Origin of the sequence: Luteolibacter sp. SL250, from assembly GCF_026625605.1 — a bacterium.
Classification (GTDB): Bacteria; Verrucomicrobiota; Verrucomicrobiia; order Verrucomicrobiales; family Akkermansiaceae; genus Luteolibacter.
Window position 1 is genome coordinate 377,022 of the sequence record NZ_CP113054.1, and the last position, 21,579, is coordinate 398,600.

The 21,579-nt window shown below is 64.5% G+C and carries 19 protein-coding genes; 10 read left to right on the plus strand and 9 right to left on the minus strand.

Annotation, left to right across the window (positions count from 1 at the left end; translation table 11 throughout):
- Positions 1-65 precede the first annotated feature (65 nt).
- From OVA24_RS01730 to rtcR, 5 genes are all read right to left on the minus strand, one after another.
- On the minus strand, positions 66-275 hold the full coding sequence (locus OVA24_RS01730; protein WP_267672875.1) for a hypothetical protein: 210 nt from the start codon (positions 273-275) through the stop codon (positions 66-68).
- Between the two features lie 68 nt (positions 276-343).
- On the minus strand, positions 344-784 hold the full coding sequence (locus OVA24_RS01735; protein WP_267672877.1) for a hypothetical protein: 441 nt from the start codon (positions 782-784) through the stop codon (positions 344-346).
- Between the two features lie 374 nt (positions 785-1,158).
- On the minus strand, positions 1,159-3,861 hold the full coding sequence (locus OVA24_RS01740; RefSeq protein ID WP_267672879.1) for a DEAD/DEAH box helicase: 2,703 nt from the start codon (positions 3,859-3,861) through the stop codon (positions 1,159-1,161).
- A 107-nt stretch (positions 3,862-3,968) separates the two neighbouring features.
- Positions 3,969-4,334: a peptidoglycan-binding domain-containing protein gene (locus OVA24_RS01745; RefSeq protein ID WP_267672881.1), complete on the minus strand. Its 366-nt coding sequence runs from the start codon at positions 4,332-4,334 to the stop codon at positions 3,969-3,971.
- Between the two features lie 80 nt (positions 4,335-4,414).
- A complete protein-coding gene (gene rtcR / locus OVA24_RS01750) occupies positions 4,415-6,004 on the minus strand; it encodes an RNA repair transcriptional activator RtcR (RefSeq protein WP_267672883.1) in 1,590 nt (529 codons plus the stop codon).
- 188 nt (positions 6,005-6,192) lie between these two features.
- Here rtcR and OVA24_RS01755 point away from each other — a divergent pair, with 188 nt between their 5' ends.
- The 6 genes from OVA24_RS01755 (at position 6,193) to OVA24_RS01780 (ending at position 13,892) form a co-directional block, all read left to right on the plus strand.
- Complete coding sequence (locus tag OVA24_RS01755; protein WP_267672885.1) at positions 6,193-7,767, plus strand: vWA domain-containing protein; 1,575 nt, start codon at positions 6,193-6,195, stop codon at positions 7,765-7,767.
- Positions 7,764-7,937: a hypothetical protein gene (locus OVA24_RS01760; RefSeq protein WP_267672888.1), complete on the plus strand. Its 174-nt coding sequence runs from the start codon at positions 7,764-7,766 to the stop codon at positions 7,935-7,937. The genes OVA24_RS01755 and OVA24_RS01760 overlap by 4 nt, the downstream gene beginning before the upstream one ends.
- A 589-nt stretch (positions 7,938-8,526) precedes the next feature.
- Complete coding sequence (locus OVA24_RS01765; RefSeq protein ID WP_267672890.1) at positions 8,527-9,297, plus strand: DUF6714 family protein; 771 nt, start codon at positions 8,527-8,529, stop codon at positions 9,295-9,297.
- Positions 9,294-10,778 (plus strand): RtcB family protein, encoded by a 1,485-nt coding sequence (locus OVA24_RS01770; RefSeq protein ID WP_267672891.1) that lies wholly within the window; start codon positions 9,294-9,296, stop codon positions 10,776-10,778. Before OVA24_RS01765 ends, OVA24_RS01770 begins: the two co-directional genes overlap by 4 nt.
- Positions 10,779-11,038: 260 nt before the next feature.
- Positions 11,039-12,055 carry an RNA 3'-terminal phosphate cyclase gene (gene rtcA, locus OVA24_RS01775; protein WP_267672892.1) on the plus strand — a complete coding sequence of 339 codons (1,017 nt, stop codon included), beginning with the start codon at positions 11,039-11,041 and terminating at the stop codon, positions 12,053-12,055.
- Positions 12,048-13,892, plus strand: coding sequence for a DNA polymerase beta superfamily protein (locus tag OVA24_RS01780; RefSeq protein ID WP_267672894.1), 1,845 nt, complete (start codon positions 12,048-12,050; stop codon positions 13,890-13,892). The genes rtcA and OVA24_RS01780 overlap by 8 nt, the downstream gene beginning before the upstream one ends.
- Here OVA24_RS01780 and OVA24_RS01785 read toward each other — a convergent pair.
- From OVA24_RS01785 to ispG, 3 genes are read right to left on the minus strand one after another with little or no spacing between them, the layout of a single operon-like run.
- Positions 13,877-14,350 (minus strand): DUF2017 family protein, encoded by a 474-nt coding sequence (locus tag OVA24_RS01785; RefSeq protein WP_267672896.1) that lies wholly within the window; start codon positions 14,348-14,350, stop codon positions 13,877-13,879. The genes OVA24_RS01780 and OVA24_RS01785 overlap by 16 nt on opposite strands.
- Positions 14,347-14,628, minus strand: coding sequence for an ATP-dependent Clp protease adapter ClpS (gene clpS, locus OVA24_RS01790; protein ID WP_267672898.1), 282 nt, complete (start codon positions 14,626-14,628; stop codon positions 14,347-14,349). Before clpS ends, OVA24_RS01785 begins: the two co-directional genes overlap by 4 nt.
- Before the next feature lie 9 nt (positions 14,629-14,637).
- Positions 14,638-16,425: a (E)-4-hydroxy-3-methylbut-2-enyl-diphosphate synthase gene (gene ispG, locus OVA24_RS01795; RefSeq protein ID WP_267672900.1), complete on the minus strand. Its 1,788-nt coding sequence runs from the start codon at positions 16,423-16,425 to the stop codon at positions 14,638-14,640.
- A 110-nt stretch (positions 16,426-16,535) separates the two neighbouring features.
- Here ispG and OVA24_RS01800 point away from each other — a divergent pair, with 110 nt between their 5' ends.
- Positions 16,536-17,381, plus strand: a complete 846-nt coding sequence (locus tag OVA24_RS01800) for a hypothetical protein (RefSeq protein ID WP_267672902.1) — start codon at positions 16,536-16,538, stop codon at positions 17,379-17,381.
- Here the strand turns inward: OVA24_RS01800 and OVA24_RS01805 are convergent.
- A complete protein-coding gene (locus tag OVA24_RS01805; protein ID WP_267672903.1) occupies positions 17,376-17,729 on the minus strand; it encodes a hypothetical protein in 354 nt (117 codons plus the stop codon). The two genes, OVA24_RS01800 and OVA24_RS01805, sit on opposite strands and share 6 nt — an antisense overlap.
- 109 nt (positions 17,730-17,838) lie before the next feature.
- Between OVA24_RS01805 and OVA24_RS01810 the strand changes: the two genes are divergently transcribed.
- Genes OVA24_RS01810 through OVA24_RS01820 form a run of 3 tightly spaced genes read left to right on the plus strand, consistent with a single transcriptional unit; the run spans position 17,839 to position 21,529 of the window.
- On the plus strand, positions 17,839-19,002 hold the full coding sequence (locus OVA24_RS01810; protein WP_267672905.1) for a vWA domain-containing protein: 1,164 nt from the start codon (positions 17,839-17,841) through the stop codon (positions 19,000-19,002).
- A gap of 59 nt (positions 19,003-19,061) precedes the next feature.
- The gene (locus OVA24_RS01815; protein WP_267672906.1) at positions 19,062-19,748 is read left to right on the plus strand and encodes a response regulator transcription factor; all 687 of its coding nucleotides are present in this window, start codon (positions 19,062-19,064) and stop codon (positions 19,746-19,748) included.
- The gene (locus OVA24_RS01820) at positions 19,748-21,529 is read left to right on the plus strand and encodes a sensor histidine kinase (protein WP_267672908.1); all 1,782 of its coding nucleotides are present in this window, start codon (positions 19,748-19,750) and stop codon (positions 21,527-21,529) included. The genes OVA24_RS01815 and OVA24_RS01820 overlap by 1 nt, the downstream gene beginning before the upstream one ends.
- The last annotated feature ends 50 nt before the right edge of the window (positions 21,530-21,579 follow it).

Sequence of the window (21,579 nt, forward strand, 5' to 3'; positions counted from 1 at the left end):
CCGGGCGGGACGCAGTGTCAACCGATGCGCGCTCCGCCAAACCGGAGCGCGGGAATTTCCACCGCTCAGAACTTCCAGCTTCCCTGGGAGGTCGGCGGCAGCGGGGAGCCCTCCTTGGTCTGGCCGGTCGATTCGAGATCCTCCGAAGGCGCGATGCGGTGCTGGCGGATCTTGGTCGCCTGGTCGCCCGGCAATTCAGGCCGGCGTTCCGTGGCGCAGGAAGCGAGGAACAGGGACACGGCGGCGCAGCAGAACAGCAGGGCGGATTTTGTCATGGAGCGGAATCTAACGGATCGGCGCGGAACTTGCAAACCGCTTGTGGGGGTCCCGTGGAAAAAGCCACTCAGGGCGCCGGAGCCTCCCGCGGGGGCAGGGGGAACTGGATCTCCAGGTAGCCCTGGGGCAGGTCGTTGAGGAGGGCCGCGCCCTTGTATTTCTCCGGATCCTTGGGGATCCACAGCTTGTGGGTGAAGCCCATCTGGATCCGCTTCCGGTCCGCCAGATTCGCGGTGTCCTCCGCCTTTGCGGGCAGCACGTCGCAGCGCATGGGAGCAATCGACCCGTCCGCCATCCGGATGCGGAAGTTGGCCTTCGCAAGGTCCAGGGTTTCCCCAGGCTTCGCCGCCTTGAGGAATGCCGCGACCATTTTCACCCCACCCACATCCTCACCCGGCATCTGGTGCGCGAACTGCGCGAACTCATCGTAAGGGAAGACATTCGGTTCGGCGGCGGAAAGCGTGCCTGCCACCAACAGGAAACCCATCGCCATCAAAAGGACGCGCATATCCCGGACACTACCACCCCAGCCCGGCTCCGTCGAGCAGTATGGAGGTCGGCCCACCTGCATCCCCGCATCCCAGAATGCTCAATACCCGGCGATGATCCTCACCGTGACGATCACAAACGCGACCAGCGCGAGGATCTCAAGGATGATCAGAATCAGGGGGATGCCTTTTCTGGTGGGCTTCATGCGGGAACAGGAGCCAGTTTGCGCAATCGCAAAACACCATTCAATAGGTAAAAAAGAAGGAAAGGAAAGGACGGAAACGGAGAAGCGCATCCATCGTCCGATTTTCCGCATGGCTGCTACGATTTGCCATCGTGATATGGATCACGGACTTTGAATAATGCGGCTTCTTCCTGCCGGGGGAAAGTCCCTCACTTGTCCAGCAGGCCACGGATCATGGTCGCATCGAGGCGGCCTGAGATGTCCGCGTCCGACAACAGGCCCGCGGCGAGCTTCGCCTTGTCCTGCTGCAGCCGGTGGATGCGCTCTTCCACAGTGTCTTGGCAGAGGAGCTTGTGGACGAAAACCGGCTTGTCCTGGCCGATGCGGTAGGCGCGGTCGGTCGCCTGCGCCTCCGCCGCCGGGTTCCACCACGGGTCGTAGTGGATGACGGTGTCCGCCGCTGTCAGATTGAGGCCGGTACCACCCGCCTTCAGCGAGATGAGGAACAGCGGCGCCTTTCCGGTCTGGAAATCCTCCACCAGTTTCCCGCGGTCCTTCGAGGCGCCGGTCAGCTTCAGGTAAGGGATCTTTTCCCGGACCAGATGCTCCTCGATGAGGGAGAGCATGGAGGTGAACTGCGAGAACAGCAGGATGCGGCGGCCTTCCTCGATGAGCAGCTCCAGCAGTTCCGTCAGGAAATCCAGCTTCGCGGACTCACGCACGTCGTTGGAAAACTCCGCCGGCAGCATCCGCGGGTCGCAGCAGATCTGGCGGAGCTTCAGCAGCGCGTCGAGGAACACGATCTGCGACTGCTCCACACCCCGTGCGGCGATGGCCTCCCGCACGCGCTTGTCCATGGTGGCACGGACGGTTTCGTAAAGATCCTTCTGGGCGCTGTGCAGCTCGATGAGATGGACCAGCTCCGTCTTCGGCGGCAGTTCCTTCGCCACTTGGTCCTTTGTCCGGCGCAGGATCAGTGGGGCCACGCGCTCTTTCAGCGACTCGTTGCGGTCCGCGTCGCCCTCTTTCTCGATGGGTTTCCGGTAGCGCGTGTTGAAGGTGTCCTCACTGCCGAGGAAGCCGGGCATCAGGAAACGCATGAGGCTCCACAGCTCCCCGAGGTGGTTCTCGACCGGGGTGCCGGAAAGGCAGAGCCGGTGGGAAGCGTCCAGCCGGCAGGCCGCCTGCGCCACCTTCGAGCGCGGGTTCTTGATGTACTGCGCCTCATCCAGCACGACGAGGTGGAAATGATGCTCCCGCAGCCGGTCGATGTCCCGCTGGAGCAGGGCGAAGGAGGTGAGCACCACATCCGCATGCGGGATGGAGCGGTGGTATTTCCTCCGCTCCGGACCGTTCAGGACGAGCACGCGCAGTTCCGGGGCGAACTTGAGTGCCTCCGCCCGCCAGTTCGGCACCACGGAGGTCGGCGCCACCACCAGCACGGGCCTGCCCTTCGAGTGGCCCGACTTCTTCTCCGTCAGGATGTGGGTGATGGTCTGCAGCGTTTTCCCCAGGCCCATGTCATCCGCCAGGATGCCGTGCAGGCCATGGCGGGCGAGGAACTGCATCCAGTGGAAGCCCGCGAGCTGGTAGTCCCGCAGCGTGGCGCGCAGCCCATCGGGCACCGGCACCCGCTCGATGCCGGAAAAGTCACGCAGCTTGCCCGCCAGCGCCGCGAGATCCGGCGGCGAGTCCAGCCCAAGCTCCGCCACCCCGGCCAGCGCCACGGCATCCAGCGCGTGCAGCCTCGTCTTTCCCGGAAACTTCGGGTCGATGAGCGCGGAAAGATGGTGGAGGATCTTCCGCACCCGGCCGATGGGCAGGCGCAGCGCGTCCCCGTCCGGCAGCGGGGCATAGACGTGGCCGTTGTTCGGCCGGTCCAGGGTTTCCTCCAGGAAGGCGTTCTCCAGCAGACCGGCGAGGATGGGCAGCAGGTCGTAACGCTGGCCGGACACATCGAACCCGACGGAAAGGCTGAACCAGCCGCCATCGCCCGGCGACAGCGCGGTCTCCCAGTGGTCCGGATCCGCATCATGCACGCGGTGGCCCACGTTGTCATCGACCACCACCGTCCATCCCAGCTCCTGCAGGCGGCCGACCATCTCCCCGCGGAACTGGTGCCAGAAGGCGTCCGTCGGCACGCGCCCGGGGTCCGGGAACCAGCGGTCCGGTGTCTTCACCCCGGCATTTTCCTTCGCCTTGAGGTTGAGGAGGAACCTCCACGACGGGTTCGAGTGGAGGGATGAAAGCCCGGTGTCCCGGAGCTGCTGCGCGGCGCATCCCTCCGCACCCGCGTCATGCTGGATGAGGGCGGGCTGGCCACCGTGGCTCACCAGGCTGGTCCACTCCGGCGCGGCGGAACGCAGCGGACTACGATGCTTTTCGTAGATGGCGAACGCCTCCGCGGAGATCCACATGTCCGGTTCCGCCTGGCCGAGCGACTGCAGCAGGAGCCGCGTCGCACGGTCCGCCGGCTGGCGGGTGACGTGCAGCTCGAACCGCGGCTCGAACTCCAGCAGCGGCAGGTCATCCGGAGGGCTCTTCATCAGCTCACGGGCGGAGGGCAGGGCGGCGGCGGCCTCCTTCGCGGGCACGCGGCCCACCAGGCGGGTCGCGTCCTTTTCCTTCGCCGCCCGCAGCAACAGGGCGGCGGCATGGTGGCAGAAAGACCCCACATCACAGCCACAGGACGTCTCCAGATCCCAGATCCCGTCGGTGTCCCACAGATCGACCCGCACCTCCTCCCCGGCGATCACGCCGGAAATGGCAACGGAGGCGGGATCCGGCCCGACCACCCGGAGGTCGCGCGTCTTTCCGACAAAAGAAGGCGCCACGGCGAGGATCTCGTCGTCGAAGCGGTCCTTCCACCGCCCGGCAGCGAGAAAGGATTGGATGGATTCGGTGTCTGCCAAGGGTCGGGGCGCAGACTTTCACATGTTCGCGTGAACGTCTAACGGAAAGAAAAACCCGCGGCCGCATGAGCGGACCGCGGGTGGTGGTCAGGATGCTTTCTCCGGCCTCAGAGACGGAGCGCGCGGCGGGTGCGTTCGTCGAGCCAGCCGGTCGGCCGCAGGCGGCTGTCACGCTGGAAGCGGGCGAGCGCGGCCTGCGAACCACGGCCGAAGGAACCGTCGATGGGGCCCCTGTAGTAGCCGAGCTCGCGGAGGCGGAGCTGAGCACGGGCCTCCGTGCTCATCCGTGGGCGGCCGCGGTCACGGTCAAAGCGGTCATCCCGATGATCGTGACGGTTGTCATGCCGGTGGTCGTGGCGATGGTCATGCCGGTCGTCGTGCTTCTTGAAAAGGAAGTCCAGCGGGCCTGCTTCGGCGATGCCTGCCGAACCGATGAGAAGAGCGCTCAATGCGATGGTCGATATGGTTTTCATAACATTGGGTGAAACGGTTGTTGGCCCGCTTCTATTCAAAAATAATTTCGCCCCGATCTATCAGCACGCAACCATGGATTTCACCGCAGGTCATCGAAGCACAGGCCGAACCTCGCCAGGTATTTCTTCAGCCGGTCCGCATCATTGGTGACCGCACGCTTCCCACGCGACACGCTGAAAATCTCGCGGCCCGCATCGGAGAGATTCTTCGATCTCATGCAGACCTCCGCCACATAGCAGAGCTGCACGCGGTCGAAGGGATCGATCGTCTCTAACAGATCATCGGGAAGGCGGTGCCGCGCGACCTCGCAGCCACGCTCCGGCCGCTGCCAGCTTTCCTTCAGCCGCGTGATCTCCTCCGCCACATCCTCCGGCCGGATGCGCCCTCTGGGAGCCAGCGTGGCCATGCGGGTGACCGCCGCGTTCAGGTCGCGGAAGTTCCCCCGCCACGGCGTGTCCACCGCTTCCGCGAACTTCAGGAAATGCGTCCGCGCCTCCTTGTTCAGGCTCACCGCCCGGCCATGGTTGCGGTGGTATTTCTCCAGCTCGAACTCCAGGTTCGGGCCGATGTCCTCCCGCCGCTCCGCGAGACCCGGCAGAGCGAAGGTCCACAGGTGGATCCGCGCCAGCAGATCCTCCCGGAACGTACCCGCCGCCACCTCCGCTCGCAGGTCCTTGTTCGTGCCCGCGATGAGCTGGAAATCGCTCGTCACCGCACGGTCCGCGCCCACCGGCAGGAAGGTCTTGTCCTCCAGCGCGCGCAGCAGCATGGCCTGTTCGTCCAGGCCCAGCTCGCCGATCTCATCGAGGAACAGCAGCCCTCCGTCCGCCTCCCGCAGCAGGCCGGGGCGGTCCTTCTGCGCTCCGGTGAAGGAACCCCTCACATGGCCGAACAGCGCGGACGCGGCGGTGTCCCCGGTGAGCGTGGCGCAGTTCACCTCCACGAAGCCTCCGCGCAGACCCGCCCGCTGTTTCCGCAAGTCATAGATGCGCTTGGCGAGGTGGGATTTCCCCGCGCCGGTCGGGCCGGTCAGCAGCATGGGCGCCTTCGACCGCATGGCCACCTGCTCGATCCGTTCGATCAGGCGGTTGAACGTCGGGTTCCGCGTGGCGATCCCGCTTTTCAGGAAGTCCAGCACCTCCGTCTGCTCCCGTTCGAAGCGAGTACTAAGCTGGTCGTACTTGGAAAGGTCGAGGTCGATGACCGCATACCTCGGCGGTGGCGGATTCCGGAACTTGCCCGAAGGAGGTGGCGAACTCTGGATGAGCTTGCCCGGCAGCGTCCCCGCCTCGTTGAGGAGGAACAGGGAGATCTGCGCGATGTGCGTGCCGGTCGTGATGTGGATGAAGTATTCCTCGTTCTCCGGGTCGAAGCGGTAGCCGCGCGACCAGTCGTGGAGCACGCTGTACACCTTCTCCAGGTCCCAGGGGTCCTTCCCGAAGTCCGTCCGGTGGAGCTCGACGGAGGTCTCCGGTGACACCATCCGGATGTCATCCGCCACCTGCTTCGCCAGGATGTTGAAGCTGGGCTCCGCCAGCAACTCCATGCGGTCCCACGCCAGATCCTCATGCTGGAACAGCGAAACGGTGGGCCGCCAGCGGTCCCACCGCCACGCTTCCGTGCCTCCATCCATCTTTGTTCCCAGCAGCCCTATCAGAACTCGCTTCATGGATATTTCCACTATCCGTTTGGCGAACTTATTTCAATCCCGGGATATTCCCCGGAACCTGGTCCGATTTTCTAACAAATTTCATCTTGTTCGATGTCAAAGGGTTGCACAGATCTGAAATGGCGATTTTTCACGTTGGCACAGCGCATGCCAATAGGTTCCGCATCCTGACCAACGGATACAACCCCATGGCAAACCCAAACCTCTTCCAAACCATCCGCGGCGCTCTCGTCCCTGCGACCAACACGGTCAACGAAGCGGGAGGCCGTGCCTACGAACTGTCCGCCGAAGCCGCGCTCGCCCAACTGGCGGTCACCGGCTGCCTGTCCGGAACCTACTACGCCTCCGCGGAGTCCCAGCTCGACAAGACGCTGGAGCTGGCCCGGCAGGTGGATGTGGATTTCCTCGCCCGGACCGCCCTCTACGCCCGGCGGAAAGGCTTCATGAAGGACATGCCCGCCCTGTTGTGCGCGGTGCTGGCAACCCGTGACCTGGACCGCCTGACGGAGATCTTCCCCCAGGTGATCGACAACGGAAAGATGCTCCGGAACTTCGTCCAGATCATCCGCTCCGGTGTCACCGGCAGGAAATCCCTCGGCTCCGCCCCGAAGCGGCTGGTCCGCCAATGGCTGGACTACGCGACGGACCGCCAGCTCATCCAGGCCTCCGTCGGCAATGTGCCTTCGCTCGCGGACATCGTGAAGATGGTCCATCCCCAGCCCCTCACCGCGACCCGTGAGGCGTTCTACGCTTGGCTGGTCGGCAAGCCCTGGACCAGCGACGCGCTGCCCCAGGCGCTGCGGGAGTTCGAGGCATGGAAGAAAGACCGCCAGGGCGCCGTCCCCGACGTTCCCTTCCAGATGCTCACCGCCCAGAACCTGGGGGAAGCGGAATGGGCCACCATCGCGGACAGCGCCTCCTGGCAGACCACGCGGATGAACCTCAACACCTTCGCGCGGCACGGCGTCTTCAACGACACGGATCGGGTGAAACGCATCGCCGCACGGCTCGCCGACGCGGACCTGGTCCGGAAGGCGCGGGTGTTCCCCTACCAGCTCCTCGTCGCCTACCTCAACGCGGGCAACGAAGTGCCCGGGGCCATCCGCGAGTCCCTCCAGGACGCGATGGAAGCCTCGCTCGCCAACGTGCCCGCCATCGCTGGGAAAGTGGTCGTCTGCCCCGACGTGTCCGGCTCCATGCAGTCCGCCGTGACCGGTCACCGGAAGAGCGCGACCTCGAAGGTGCGCTGCATCGACGTGGCCGCGCTGGTCGCCGCCGCTTTCCTCCGCATGAACAAGGACGCCGATGTGCTGCCTTTCGAGTGCGATGTGGTGAACCTGCGGCTCAACCCCCGCGACTCCGTCATGACCAACGCGGTGAAGCTCGCCAAGATCGGCGGTGGCGGAACCAACTGCTCCGCGCCCCTGGCGCAGCTCAACCGCGACAAGGCCAAGGTGGATCTGGTGATCTTCGTCTCCGACAACGAGTCGTGGGCGGATGCGAGGGCGAACCGTGGCACCGCCATGATGGCGGAGTGGGAAAAGCTCCGGCTCCGCAATCCCAAGGCGAAGCTCGTCTGCATCGACATCGCCCCCTACACGACCACCCAGGCCGCAAGCCGGGCGGACATCCTCAACATCGGCGGCTTCAGTGACACCGTCTTCGACATCATCGCCGGATTCGCCTCCGGTGAAAACGGAGCGGACCACTGGATCCAGCGGATCAACCAACAACCCCTCAACCATCGCATGAAAACCGCATGACACTCTCCGGCATGGCGTATGCCTGGCGGGACTACATCAAACAACCATGTTGGCTAACGCCGATGTCCCACCAACAACTCGACGCCATGCCGGTCCACCCTCCCTCCGCGAATGCCTGGATGAATACATTGGTCGCCGGTTCGATCCCGGCTCCCGCGAAAGCGGGGTAGCTCAGTGGCAGAGCAGTTATCGGCTCATCCGTCTCCTTGTCGCGGTTCCTCTCACGGAGCGCCGGCTTCAGCCGGCATCTTCCCGATACCAAAGCCGGCTGAAGCCGGCGCTCCATCCCTCCCTCCTCTCCGCGAATGCACAGAAGACTACAAGGGCTCCAGCGGTCGCCGGTTCGAATCCGGCTCCGGAGAAACTCTCCGGATAGCTCAGCCTGGCAGAGCACTGGAATGTCTTCCCACACTTTGTCGCGGATTCCCGTCCAACACCTCCATCAACACTTCGTCTCTCTCACTTCGCGAATGCCGCGATGACTACATGACCAACGCCCCGTAGCAGGGGTTGCGGGTATCCAATCCCGCCGGACCAAGGTCCGTGGCGGAACCAGACGCATTGAACCAACGATGTCATCGCACCCTTGTCGCGATCCTTTTCCAACCAACCACCGTCCCATCCCTGCGGATGCCTTGAAGACTACATATGTCGCCGGTTCGAATCCGGCCTCCGTGAAAACGGAGTAGCTCAGTTGGTAGAGCGATGCCCCGTCTTCGACCCGAACTTGCCGCAGGTTCCCCACCCAACTCCCGAACCATGAAACATACCTGTCCATGCTGCGGCCACCGCGTCCATTCCGAGCCAATCATGGGCGGGTCCATGCAAATCTGTCCGATCTGCTTTTGGGAAGATGTGCCCGGCGAACATCCCGATGATCGTTCGAACGGGGTGAGCCTTCTGGATGCTCAGGAGAACTATCGCAAGGAAGGTGCCTGTGACCCGGAATTCATCAACGTCGTGCGCGCACCCAACTCGGATGAGGAACCAGATTCCACATGGCGCTCATTCCGGGACGATGCCCATGCCACCATTGAACTGATCGAGCACGCCTTTGGAAGTGTTGCCCTCGGCAACGGAATGACCATCCATCAACGGGAGGTCATCAGCGACTATGGCACCCAACATGACTTCGACGCGGCCCGCCGACTGGATACCGAGAGACGTTGGCAGGACATTGCCGGTCCGAAGATCGGCCAGCTTGGCACCACTCTTATCTTCCTCGATCCCGAATCCATCCGCTATCATCTCCCCGCTTTCATGCGGCATGTCATCCGTTCTTGGCTCGAAACGAGCGATTTCGACGACGAAATGGTGCTCTATTCTCTGTCCGACGGACCATGCTCCGACGGCTATCACGCCGACTCTTTCACCCTCCTCAACCCAGAACAGAAGCAGGCCACAGCCACCTTTCTCCAATTCATTGCTTCAGTCGATTCAATCTACGGTCCCGAGGCCGGAGAAGGCCTCACCAATGGCTGGGACAAGTGGCTTAGCACCTCAACACCCCCAACATCCAGATTCCCATGAACACCATCCATAAAACCGACGAAGCCTTTGGTTTCATCCCTCTTCCTGACAGCGCGGGCAAGCCGATCACCGTGGTCGGTACCGACGCGATCCGCGACAACTTCGATGACACCTGCCTCCAGCAGGCGGTGAACTCCCGCATGGCTCCGGGCGTGACGGATGTGATCCTGAACCCCGACGCGCACGCCGGCTACGGCGCGCCGGTCGGCTGTGTGATGGTTTCCCCGACGCACATCTATCCGGGTCCGGTGGGCGTGGACATCAAGTGCTCCATGTCGCTGCTCCAGCTCGACATCCCGGAAGATGTCATCATCGACAAACAGACCCGGCGCGCGTTGATCAACGCCATCGTCGAGCGCACCCCGACCGGTGCCGGACGCGGCCAGCGGACGGCGAAGAAGTCCCGCCACGTGGACCGGGAGACAGGCGTGCTGGCGGTGACCGAGGGCGCGACCACCCGCGTCTGCGAGGCTCTCGGCATCCCTCCGGAATGGGCGGACCGCTGCGAGGATTCGTCCCACCGCGGCCACGATGGGACGTATGACGCGCTCAACAACCGCCTGGATTATATTCTGGCGCAGGGCCGCATCCGGAATTTCGGCGACAAGATCGGCCAGCTCGGTTCCTACGGAGGTGGCAACCACTTCGGCGAGTGCGAGATCACCCGCGTGGTGGACCGTCCGTCGATGCGTGCGGCCGCGGACGTCTTCGGCCTGAAGGACGGCCACGTTTCCTTCCTCAGCCACTGCGGATCCCGCGGACTGGGCAACCTGCTCGCGCAGGGCCAGTTCAAGGACTTGGAGAAGAAGTTCCGCGACTGGGCGACCCCGTTTCCGGCCGGTGACAAGCAGCTCGTCTACGCGCCGCTGGGAACCCCGGAGGCCAACGCCTACATCGATGACATGTCCATCGGCGCGAACTTCGCGACGGTGAACCACATGCTGATCAACGCGCTGGTGCTGGAGGCCTTCCAGGAAGTCCTGCCCGGTGCCACCGGAAAGCTGGTCTATTTCATCTCCCACAACATCGCGCGGGAGGAAATCGTCGATGGCAAGAAAGCATGGGTCCACCGCAAGGGGGCGACCCGCGCGATCCCGGGCGGCCACTTCTCGCTCGCCGGAACCCCGTTCGCGGAGACCGGCCACCCGATCCTGCTGCCGGGCAACCCGCGCGACGGATCCGTCGTGATGGTCGCCCAGGGCGGCGCGGAGCGGACCGCATGGTCCGTGAACCACGGCGCGGGCCGGGCCATGGGCCGGAAGCACGCGGCGCGGACGCTGGACCAGAAGTCCGTGGATGCGGACTTCGACGTTTCCGACATCCTCACCAACTGCCGCAAGTATCCGATCGACGAGGCGCCGGATGCCTACAAGAACTTCCCGGAGGTCCTCCGCAGCGTGGAAACCGCCGGGTTGGCACAATCCGTCGCCAAGCTGCAGGCCCGCTTTGTCATCAAGGACGAGAGCGGCGCGGATGACTGAACAACCACCCATCTCCTGACGACGGAGATGGGTAATGCGAATCAAGGAGAGAGCCGTTGTCGTTGTCTGATTGGAGCGCGGACTTCAGTCCGCCCCGGAGAATCCGTCCATGCGAAGCCAAGCGGACTGAAGTCCGCGCTCCGTTCCAAATGACTTCGGGCAATGAGTACATCTGTAAAATCCGTTCGATCCGTTGTTGAATGTCCGCGCATCGGAATTGCCGGCCCATCACGACCATCCCGCATCACAAGAACCAATCCATGAGCAAACTCATCCAAATCGACGGCCAGGAAGGCGGCGGGCAGATGCTCCGCACGGCGCTGTCGCTCGCCATGATCACGGGACAGCCGTTCCGGATGACCAACATCCGCGGCAAGCGGCCAAAGCCGGGACTCATGCGCCAGCACCTGACCTGCGTGCGCGCGGCGGTGGAAATCTCCGACGGCACCGCGGACGGCGCGGAGATCGGCTCCACGGAGCTGGTTTTCCGTGCCGGAAAGGTGAGGGGAGGGGACCATCGTTTCGCCATCGGCACCGCCGGCAGCACGGGCCTGTTGTTCCAGACGCTGCTGCCCGCGCTGCTCCATGCGGACGGCGCGAGCACGCTGCGGCTGGAGGGCGGCACGCACAATCCTCTGGCCCCGCCGTTCGAGTTCCTGGATCACGTCTTCCTGCCGGCCATCCGCCGGATGGGGGCGGACGCCACAATTTCCCTGCTGGAGACCGGTTTCGCACCGGCGGGCGGCGGCATCATGGAGGCGGTCATCCAACCGTCACGGAAGCTTTCCCCGGTGGAGTTCCATGACCGCGGCGAACTCCGCTCCACGAACATCCGTGTCCCGGTGCGCCACCTCAGCCTCGACATCGCGGGCCGGATCCTTGATTCCGCGCTCGCCACGCTGCCGTGCGAGGATGCCTCCATCGAGCGCCGCGAACCCGGGCCGGGACGTGGCGTGACGTGCCTTGTTTCCGCCACCTTCGACCACGTGAACGAACTCACCAGCGCGCTGGGCGAGATGGGGGTGACCGCCGAAGCGGTGGGCCACCGTGCCGCGAAGTCGATGCGCAACCACATCCAGTCCGGCCTCCCGGTCGGCCGCTGGCTGGCGGACCAGTTGCTGCTGCCTATGGCCCTCGCCGGTGGTGGCAGCTTCACGACCGGATCGCTCGACTCCCACGTGGCGACGAACATCTCCGTCATCGGGAAATTTCTGCCGGTGAAGTTCCAGATCGATTCCATCGAGCGGGGGCGTAACCTGATCCGCGTTCATGAGTGACGTGGAGATCGGCAACCTGTTGGAGCGGCTGGAAGCACTGTATGGTGTGAGGATCCTCTACGCCTGCGAGTCGGGCAGCCGTGCCTGGGGATTCGCCTCGCCGGACAGCGACTTCGACATCCGCTTCATCTACCTGCGCCCGGCGGAGACCTATCTTTCCGTGAAGGAACATGCGGACACCATCGAGCGTCCGCTGGAGGGCCTGCTGGACGCGGGTGGATGGGATGTGCGGAAGGCGCTGAAGCTGCTGGCGAAGTCCAACGGCGCGCTGGTGGAGTGGCTGCACTCCCCGATCATCTACCGTGAAACCCCCGGCTTCCGGGAACGGTGGCAGGCGGCGGCGCGGGAAGTGTTCGCTCCACGTGCCTCGTCCGACCACTACCGGGGCCTGGCCCGCCAGATGATGAAGGGCAAGCTGGATGCGGAGAAGGTCCGGGCGAAGGACTACCTCTATGCCATGCGCGCGCTGCTTTCCGCCGCCTGGGTCACAGCCGGAAAAGGCCCGCCGCCCGTCGAGTTCGACCGGCTGCTGTCCCTGGCACCCGCCGATGTCATGGCGGAAATCCCCGGCCTGCTGGAGTACAAGGCGCGCAGCGCGGAAGGCGACCGGATGGACAAGCTGCCGGTGATCGACGCTTTTCTGGAATCGATCATCCTCGATCTGGATGAAAAGGCCGCCGGTCTCGCGCGGCTCGCCGATCATTTCGATATCCTCGACCGCATGCTGCGGGAGGAACTGGAGTCGGATGCGCCGCGCCTCGCAATGCCGGCGGAGGCCTTTTCCATCGACCGCGTGCGCCAGTCCGACTTGCTCCTGTTCGACTGCGTGGCAGGCAGCAAGGCCTACGGCACGGACCTCCCCCGCTCCGACGAGGACCTGCGCGGCGTGTTCGTCGCACCCACGGATTTCATCCTCGGGCTGGATCACCTCGACCAGGTTGCCGACGAACGCGGGGACATCGTTTACTACGAGGTGGGCCGCTTCGTGGAGCTGCTGCTGAAGAACAACCCGAACGCGCTGGAGCTGCTCGGCATGCCGGAAGACTGCATCCGCCACCGGCATCCGTTGTTCGACCTGCTGCCGCCGGGGCTTTTCCTTTCCAAGCTGTGCGCGAAAACCTTCGGCGAGTACGCGATGGGCCAGATCCGCAAGGCGCGTGGACTGAACAAGAAGATCGTCAATCCCCAGCCGGAGCAGAGGCTGGCCTTGCTGGATTTCTGCCACGTGCCGCAGGGACAGGGCAGCGTGCCGGTGCTGTCATGGCTGGCGGAGCGTGGCATCACGCCGGAGCAATGCGGCCTGACCGCCGTGCAGCACGCCGCGGGGATGTATGCCATCTACCATGACGGCGTGACGAACTACCGTGGCCTCGTTTCCCTGAAGGATCCGGATGCCCTGGTCTTCAGCAGCGTGCCCATCGGCGCGGAGCCGGTCGGCTGGATGCACTGCAACCACGATGCTTTCCAAGCCCACTGCAAGGCCCACCGCGAGTATTGGGAATGGGTCGCGAACCGGAACGAGGAACGCTACCAGACCAACTCCCAGCATGGCCGCGGCTATGACTCGAAGAACCTGATGCACACGCTGCGCCTGCTGGATATGGCCAGGGAGATTGCCACTACGGGAGAGCTGGCCGTCCGTCGTCCGGACCGGGAGTTCCTGCTGCGGGTGCGGGCGGGGGAGTTCGACTACGACGAACTCGTCTCACTGGCGGAACGGAAGCTCCAGGAAGCGACGGAGGCGTTCGCAAACTCCGGCCTGCCCGATGCTCCGGACCGTGATCAGGTGAACCGTGCGCTGGTGGAGATCCGCAGGAAATTTCACCGCATCACATGATCCAGCAGCAGGCTCTGGATCGCCAAATAGAACTGCGAGCGGAAGAAAGCGGAGCGCCGCGCGGGGTGGAGGTCCTCCATGGACACATCCTCGCTCGGCCCGAAATGGTGCAGCTCCTCCAGCGCCAGCCGCGCCTGGTTGAGCGCGCCATACCAGATGAAACCGTCCGGTTTGCTGATCCAGATGGACCCCGCCTCTCCGCCGGACCGCTCCATCGCGCCTTCGATGGCCTTGGCCACTTTTGAAATCTGGTCGCCGAACTCGTCACGCAGGTCCGGCACCACGAAGTCCCGCCAGTCCTCCGCGCCCGCTTCCTCCGAAATGAGCGCGCCGAGGCTTTGGGCAAGATCGGTCTCACCACGCTTCGCATCGTGCAGGATGGCGTGGAGGATCTCCCAGTCACTGAGGTCCTCCGCATCGATCCGCAGACCGCCTTCCAGTGTCGGACCGACTTTCATTCCGCCTTCTCCAGCGAGGATTTCAATTGGTGGGCCTGGAGCTGCTGGACGTAGAACTCCGCCTTTTCCTTTTCCCCGGACCAGACGACGGAGCGGCCCGCCTTGTGGACCTGCATCATCAGGATGCCGGCCTTCTTTTCGTCATAGCCGAAGATTTTCATCAGCACGAAGGTCACGTAGCCCATGAGGTTCACCGGGTCATCATGGACGAGCACGTTCCAGGGGGAGGCCGTGGCGACCTCCTCCCGGGTCAGCGTCAGTGTGTCGGTATCCGCCATGGGATTGTCTCAAGCTTCGGCCGCCGCGGGTTCCGGGGCGTCCACCCATTTGTCGTGCTCCTTGATCAGGTCGATGAGGCGCTGGACGGCCTCATCCTCCGGGATGTTGAACTTCACCGGCGTCTTTCCGACGTAGAGGTTGATCTTGTTCGGAGCGCCGCCGACGTAGCCGAAGTCGGCATCCGCCATCTCGCCGGGGCCGTTGACGATGCAGCCCATCACCGCGATGCGCACGCCCTTCAGGTGGCCGGTTGCGGCGCGGATCTTCTGGGTGGTGGACTGGAGGTTGAACAGGGTGCGCCCGCAGCTCGGGCAGGCAACGTAGTCCGTCTTGAAGATGCGGTTCCCGGACGCCTGCAGGATGTTGTAGGCGAGGCGGAGGGACTGCCCGGGGGCGGTCTCGCCACGGACGAGGATGGCATCGCCGATGCCGTCGCAGAGCAGCGATCCGATGTTCCGCGCGGCGGGTAGCAGGGCCTCCAGGAAATCCGTGTCCCCGGACGGTGGTTCCAGCGTGTCCTTCAGCAGGATGGGGTGGCGCGGATCCACCTCGAACGCGAGCTGGCGGAACGCATGGATGACCTCCAGGCCGATGCCGTCCTTCACCGTGACCAGATGGGGCTCCGTCAGGTCGTTGAGATGGGAAACCGCCGCTTCGTCGCGCGGGTCGATCTCGATCACTCCGGACTTCTCTAAAATGATCTCCGGCTTGAAGTCACCCATCGAGGCGATCTTGTGCGCCAGCGCGTTCCAGCGCTCCTGGGTGGTGAAGACGCGCACCGTCTTGTCCCCGCCGAACTCATGCCCCATGAGCGTCATCACGGAGCTGCGGCGACGCTCGTAGGAGAAGGGGTCATAGGATGGGGTGAATTCTGCCACAGTGGCTGGGGCATCTTTCTTTTCATTGAACGGCCGCGCCATCGCCCTGGCGACGGGGATCTCATGCACCGCATCCTCCGTCAGCGAGACCCGGATGGTATCGCCGATGCCGTCCGCGAGCAGGGAGCCGATGCCGATGGCGCTCTTGATGCGGCCATCCTCGCCGTCGCCCGCTTCGGTGACGCCGAGGTGGATGGGATAGTTCCAGTCCGCCCCTTCCGCCTTCAGGCGGGCGACGAGCAGGCGGTAGGCCTCGATCATGACCTTCGGGTTGGAGGCCTTCATCGAGAAGACGAAGTTGTGGTAGTCGTGATCGCGGGCGATGCGGGCGAATTCGAACGCGCTCTCCACCATGCCCAGCGGCGTGTCGCCATACCGGTTCATAATCCGGTCGGAAAGCGAGCCATGGTTGGTGCCGATGCGCATGGCACGGCCCAGATCCTTGCAGAGATGGACCAGGGGGGTGAACTCCTCGCGGATGCGCTCCAGCTCCTCTTCATATTCCGCGTCGGTGTATTCGCGGACCTCGAACTTTTTCTTATCCGCGTAGTTGCCGGGGTTCACGCGGACTTTCTCCACCCACTTCGCGGCCTCCATGGCGGCGTCCGGCTTGAAGTGGATGTCCGCCACCAGCGGCACGTTGCAACCGGCGGCACGGACCTCACGGGCGATGTTCTCCAGGTTCGCCGCGTAGATCCGTGTCTGCGCGGTGATGCGGACGATCTCACAGCCCGCCTCCGCCAGGTCCAACACCTGCTTCACCGACGCCGGTGTGTCCCGGGTGTCGGAGGTGATCATCGACTGGATGCGGATGGGGTGGTGCGCGCCGATCCCAACATTCCCCACCATCACCTCCCGGGTCTCCCGGCGGGCGTATTGGAGCAGGTCCGGACAGTATCGCAGCGACGCGTGATTCATTGACAAAGACCTGTAAGCGAAAATCCCCGCATCGGCAACGGTCGCCCGCGCCAACCTTTACAAATCCCTCGCCGCACGGGGGTTCCGGTGCCAGAATCCGGCCCACTGCCATGAAACGTCCCGCCGTTCTCGCCGCCGCGCTGCTTTTCCTCCTGCCGGTCCACTCCCGGGCGGAGGAAGGGGGGTTCATCCGCGTGGAGGAGGATGCGAAGGCGGCCCGGCTTCAGACCGGGGTCACCCGCTACGAGAAAGACGGCGCGGTGGTGGATCTCATCGGTGCCGTCCACATCGGCGACAAGGCCTACTACGAGGACCTCAACAAGCGGTTCGCGGGCTACGAGGTGCTGCTTTTCGAAATGATCGGCGGGGAGGGCATCAAACCGGGTGACGAAGCCGCCCCAAAGGTGGCTGACCAGGAAGCGCCCGATCCCCTCGCCGTCATCTATGACAAGATCGCCCGCGCGCTGAAGCTGGTGGGGCAGGTGGATCACATCGACTACCACGCGGAGAACTTCCTCCACGCGGACTTGAGCGCCAGCGAGTTCAGCGAGAAGCTGGAGGAACGGGACGAATCCCTCCTCAAGTTCATGCTCAACCTCGACCACTCCGGCACCCAGCCGAACCCGGTCAAATTCATCCTCGGAGCCGTCTTCGGCCGGGCGGATCTGCTGAAGCTCTCCCTCATCCACACGCTGGGGGATGCGGAGGACCAGATCTCCAAGCTCGCGGGGGACAACGTGATCATCGGCGACCGCAACATCCGCTGCCTGGAGGTGCTGGCGCGGGAACTCGGCGCGGGCCGGAAAAAGGTCGGCATCTTCTACGGTGCCGCCCACTACCCGGACATGCAGCAGCGCCTGCTGGAGCAGGGCTTCACCCGCACCGGCCACGAGTGGGTGACCGCCTGGAACGTGCTGAAGCCGGTCAGGAAACCGGCGGCCCCGGCGGGATCATGATTTGAAGCTGTGGCTGGCTTTCACGCCTTTGCCACAGTACACGCAGCGGAGCTTGCCCGTGCTGGTCCGTTGGCCGCAATGCGGACATTGGATGATTTCCTCCCCCACCTTCCCGTCCAGTTTCCCGTCACGGGCATCGATTTCCAGAACCTTCGCGTAGAGCTGGTCTTCGGTCAGTCCGTGGCGATCGCGCAAGAGTTCCCACATTGCCTGGCATGCCAAGGTGAGCCGCTCGACCTTTTCGTCGGTTGAGGCAACCCGTGTCCGCTGTCCGTCCGCCTGACGGATGGCTTCCCGGGCCTCGTTGCGTGCTTTATCAATCTGGAAGTGCTGGATAAGATCCCACATGATCCCTGATCCTGACACTTTTCCCGTTCGCTGCACAACTGGAATGGCCGTCTGAATTTACACTCCCTTTACGGACGGCACCGGCGGGCGGCCCCATCATGCGGTCGTCATGAAAACGACCTACACCTACATCCTCGGCGCTCTCGCCGCCCTCGCCCTTCCTTCTTTCGCAGCGGAAGATCCGAAGCCCACCGACAAGAAACCCACCGATCCGAAGCCGGAGTCCAACAAGGTCCAGATCGCCATCCTGCTCGATACCTCCAGCAGCATGGACGGCCTGATCGACCAGGCGAAAAGCCAGCTCTGGAAAGTCGTCAACTCCTTCACCGAAGCGAAGCGGGACGGCCAGACACCCTTCGTCGAGGTGGCCCTTTACGAATACGGCAACAGCGGCCTCAGCGTGGCGAACCAGTACATCCGCCTGGTGGAGCCGATGGGCCGTGACCTGGATGAACTCAGCCGTGAGCTGTTCTCCCTGAAAACGAATGGTGGCGAGGAATACTGCGGCGCGGTGATCCAGCGCGCGCTTTCCGACCTGAACTGGGATCTGTCCAAAAACACCTACAAGGCCATCTTCATCGCCGGAAACGAGCCATTCACCCAGGGATCCGTGGATGCCCGCCAGGCCTGCAAGGACGCGCTGGCAAAGGGCGTCGTCGTCAACACCATCCACTGCGGCGGCCGGGAGGAAGGCATGCAGGGTTCCTGGCATGACGGCGCGGCCATCGCGGAAGGGAAATTCCTCGTCATCGACCAGGACCGCAAGATCGCCAGCATCCCCGCGCCCCAGGACAAGGAGATCTCCGACCTCGGTGTCGAGCTGAACAAGACCTACATCGGCTACGGCAGCAAGCGGCAGGAAGCGAAAATGAAGCAAGCCGCCGCCGACACGGACGCCGCCAGCGAGACCGCCGCCGCCGCTCCGGTGGAGCGCGCCATTTCCAAGGCCAGCAAGAACTACGACAACCGCGGCTGGGACCTGGTGGATGCGGTGCGGGAAAAGACGGTCGATCTGGCCAAGGTCCCCGCAGAGGAACTGCCTGAGAACATGCGCGGGATGAAGCCGGAGGAACGCAACGCCTTCGTGGAGGAAGCGACGAAGCAGCGGGCCGCCATCCAGAAGAAGATCACGGAACTCGGCGCGCAGCGTGACGAGTTCATCGCCAAGGAACGCGCGAAGCAGGCCACGGCCGGTGAGAAGACGCTGGATGAGGCGATGGTGGAGACCACCCGTGAACAGGCCGCCCGCGTGGGCTATGTCTTCGGCAACTGAGGAAGATCGACTTTCCCACCACCATTTCACAGAATGAACCGACTTCCGGCCTCCAACCGATGATCCCCGACATCCCCATCCTCGTCGTTGAAGACGATCCCGCCGTCCGCCAGGGCATCGTGGATGTGCTGGAGTACGCCGGATATCGTACTTTGGAGGCTCCGGACGGGCATGTCGGGATGGAAATGGCGCTGAAGGCGAACTACCGGCTGCTGTTGCTGGATCTGGTGATGCCCGGCCCGTCCGGCTTCGAGATCCTGCAGGCGCTGAAGAAAAAGCGGCCGGGGCAGGCGGTCATCATCCTCTCCGCCCGCGGGGAGGAGAATGACCGCGTGCGCGGCCTGACCACCGGCGCGGATGACTACGTGGTGAAGCCCTTCAGCATGAAGGAACTGCTCGCCCGCGTGGACGCCGTGCTGCGGCGCACCTGCGAGCGGGCCGCCCCGTCCGATGAACGCGCCGTCCCGGGTGGCACGGTGGATTTCCGCCGCCGCCAGCTCGCCTTTCCGGACCGCCGGGAGGATCTTTCCGACAAGGAGGCGGAGCTGCTGCGCTACCTGCTGGACGCCAACGGCCGGATCGTCTCCCGGGAGGAGATCCTGCGCCAGCTCTGGGGGCTGGACCCGGAGAAGACGGAAACGCGGACGATCGACATGCACATCATGCACCTGCGGACGAAGCTGGGCGACAAGGAGCAGGCGTATCTGAAAACCATCCGCGGCAAGGGCTACCAACTGACTTCCTGATGAGAAATTCCCGCACATGGCTGGTATGGGCGGCCTTCGCGCTCTGCGCGGCCACCATCCTCGGCGCGATGGCCTGGCAGACACGGAATGCCATGGCGTCCGAGCGCGAACGCATCGCCGCCGTCCGGCAGGCGGACCTGCAGGAAAAGATGCGGCTGGCCCTGTGGCGGATGGACACCATGGGCGCGGACCTGCTGCTGGAGGAGGGCCTGGGCGGCCCGGCGGAGTTCATCCGTGCGCGCCTGCTGTGGAAGGACAACGGCCAGCTCACCCAGCCGGATGGCACCCCTGCCTCCGGCGAACTGCAACGGGCGATCACCCAGCCTGGAGAGTCGTTCGAGCGCTATTTCGTCCGGGTGGGGAATGCCTCTCCCACGTGGAAGTCCATCCCCGCCGGCAGCAAGGCGGCGCCGGATGAAGCGATGGCACCCGCCCCCCGGAGCGAGAAAGCCCAGCAGATCGCCAACAACCTGGAGCTGGAACAGCGCAACCGGGCCATCGATGGCGCGACCATGCGCCAGAAGGCGATCATCGAGGAAATCGCGCAGGCCCCGAAGATGGCTCCCGCGAAGAAGAAGGCGGAGAGCAGAAAAGCGGCCGAAGCGGAACTGGCGGAGGCCGCCACCGCCGATGCCATCCAGGCACCCGCCGAGCCTCCACCGGCAGCCGAGGCACCGGCGTCCCCCGCACCATCACCCGACCCGCCCGCCGCCGCGCCGCCGCCGACGGAGATCATGTCCGCGACCAAGCCGGTCTGGATCGGTGACGAGCTGTTCCTGCTGCGGTCGGTGTCCGGCCCGCAGCGCGCCATCACCGGCTCCTGGATGCGGCTGGATGTCCTGCAAGCCCGGCTGCTCGGGGAGATCCGCGACCTGCTCCCCGCCGCACGCCTCCTCCCGGCGAAGGCACCGTCCTCGGACGGTCTGGTGCTGGCCTCCCTGCCGCTGCGGCTGGAGCCTGGGCCGCTGGATTTCCGCAGCATGCCCGACACCCCGGCACCGGCAGTGCTGCTCTCCCTCGCCACCGGCTGGGCGGCGGCGCTGCTGGCCATCATGGCCGCCTCTTTTCTGGTCTTCGGCATCATGCGGCTGAGCGAGCGTCGTGCCTCCTTCGTCTCCGCCGTCACCCATGAGCTGCGGACCCCACTGACCACCTTCCGCCTCTACTCGGACATGCTGGAGAGCAATGCGGTGAAGCCGGAGAAGCGCGGCGACTACCTGCGCGTCCTGTCCCGGGAGGCGGACCGGCTTTCCCACCTGGTGGAAAACGTCCTTGCCTTCTCCCGCATCGAGCGGGGGAGCGCCCGCTCCGCCGTCTCTTCCAGCCGTGCCGCGGACCTGCTCGCCCCCATGAGGGAACGCTTCGAGGCCCGGCTGGCCACCGCCGGGATGTCCCTGCACATGCCGCTGGATGAGTCCGGGGCGGCAGAGACGCTGCGGGCTGACTCCACCGCCATCGAGCACATCCTGTTCAACCTGGTGGACAACGCCGCGAAGTATGCCGCCAGCGGGTCACCCGCCACCCTCGACATCTCCGTCACCCGCAATCAGGGAAAGCTTGAGATCCGCGTCACCGACCACGGGCCGGGCATCCCTCCTGGGGAACACCGCCGGATCTTCCGCGCCTTCCACAAGTCCGCGCGGGAGGCCGCGGAGAGCCGTCCCGGCGTGGGGTTGGGCCTGGCCCTTTCCCGCCGCCTCGCCCGTGGCATGGGCGGGGATCTCACCTGTGAATCCACCACCGGGAAGGGCGCCACCTTCATCCTTTCCCTTCCCGCCTGACCGGCGAATGCCACCCACGGCGGATTGACACCGGGTTCCGACCTGCCATC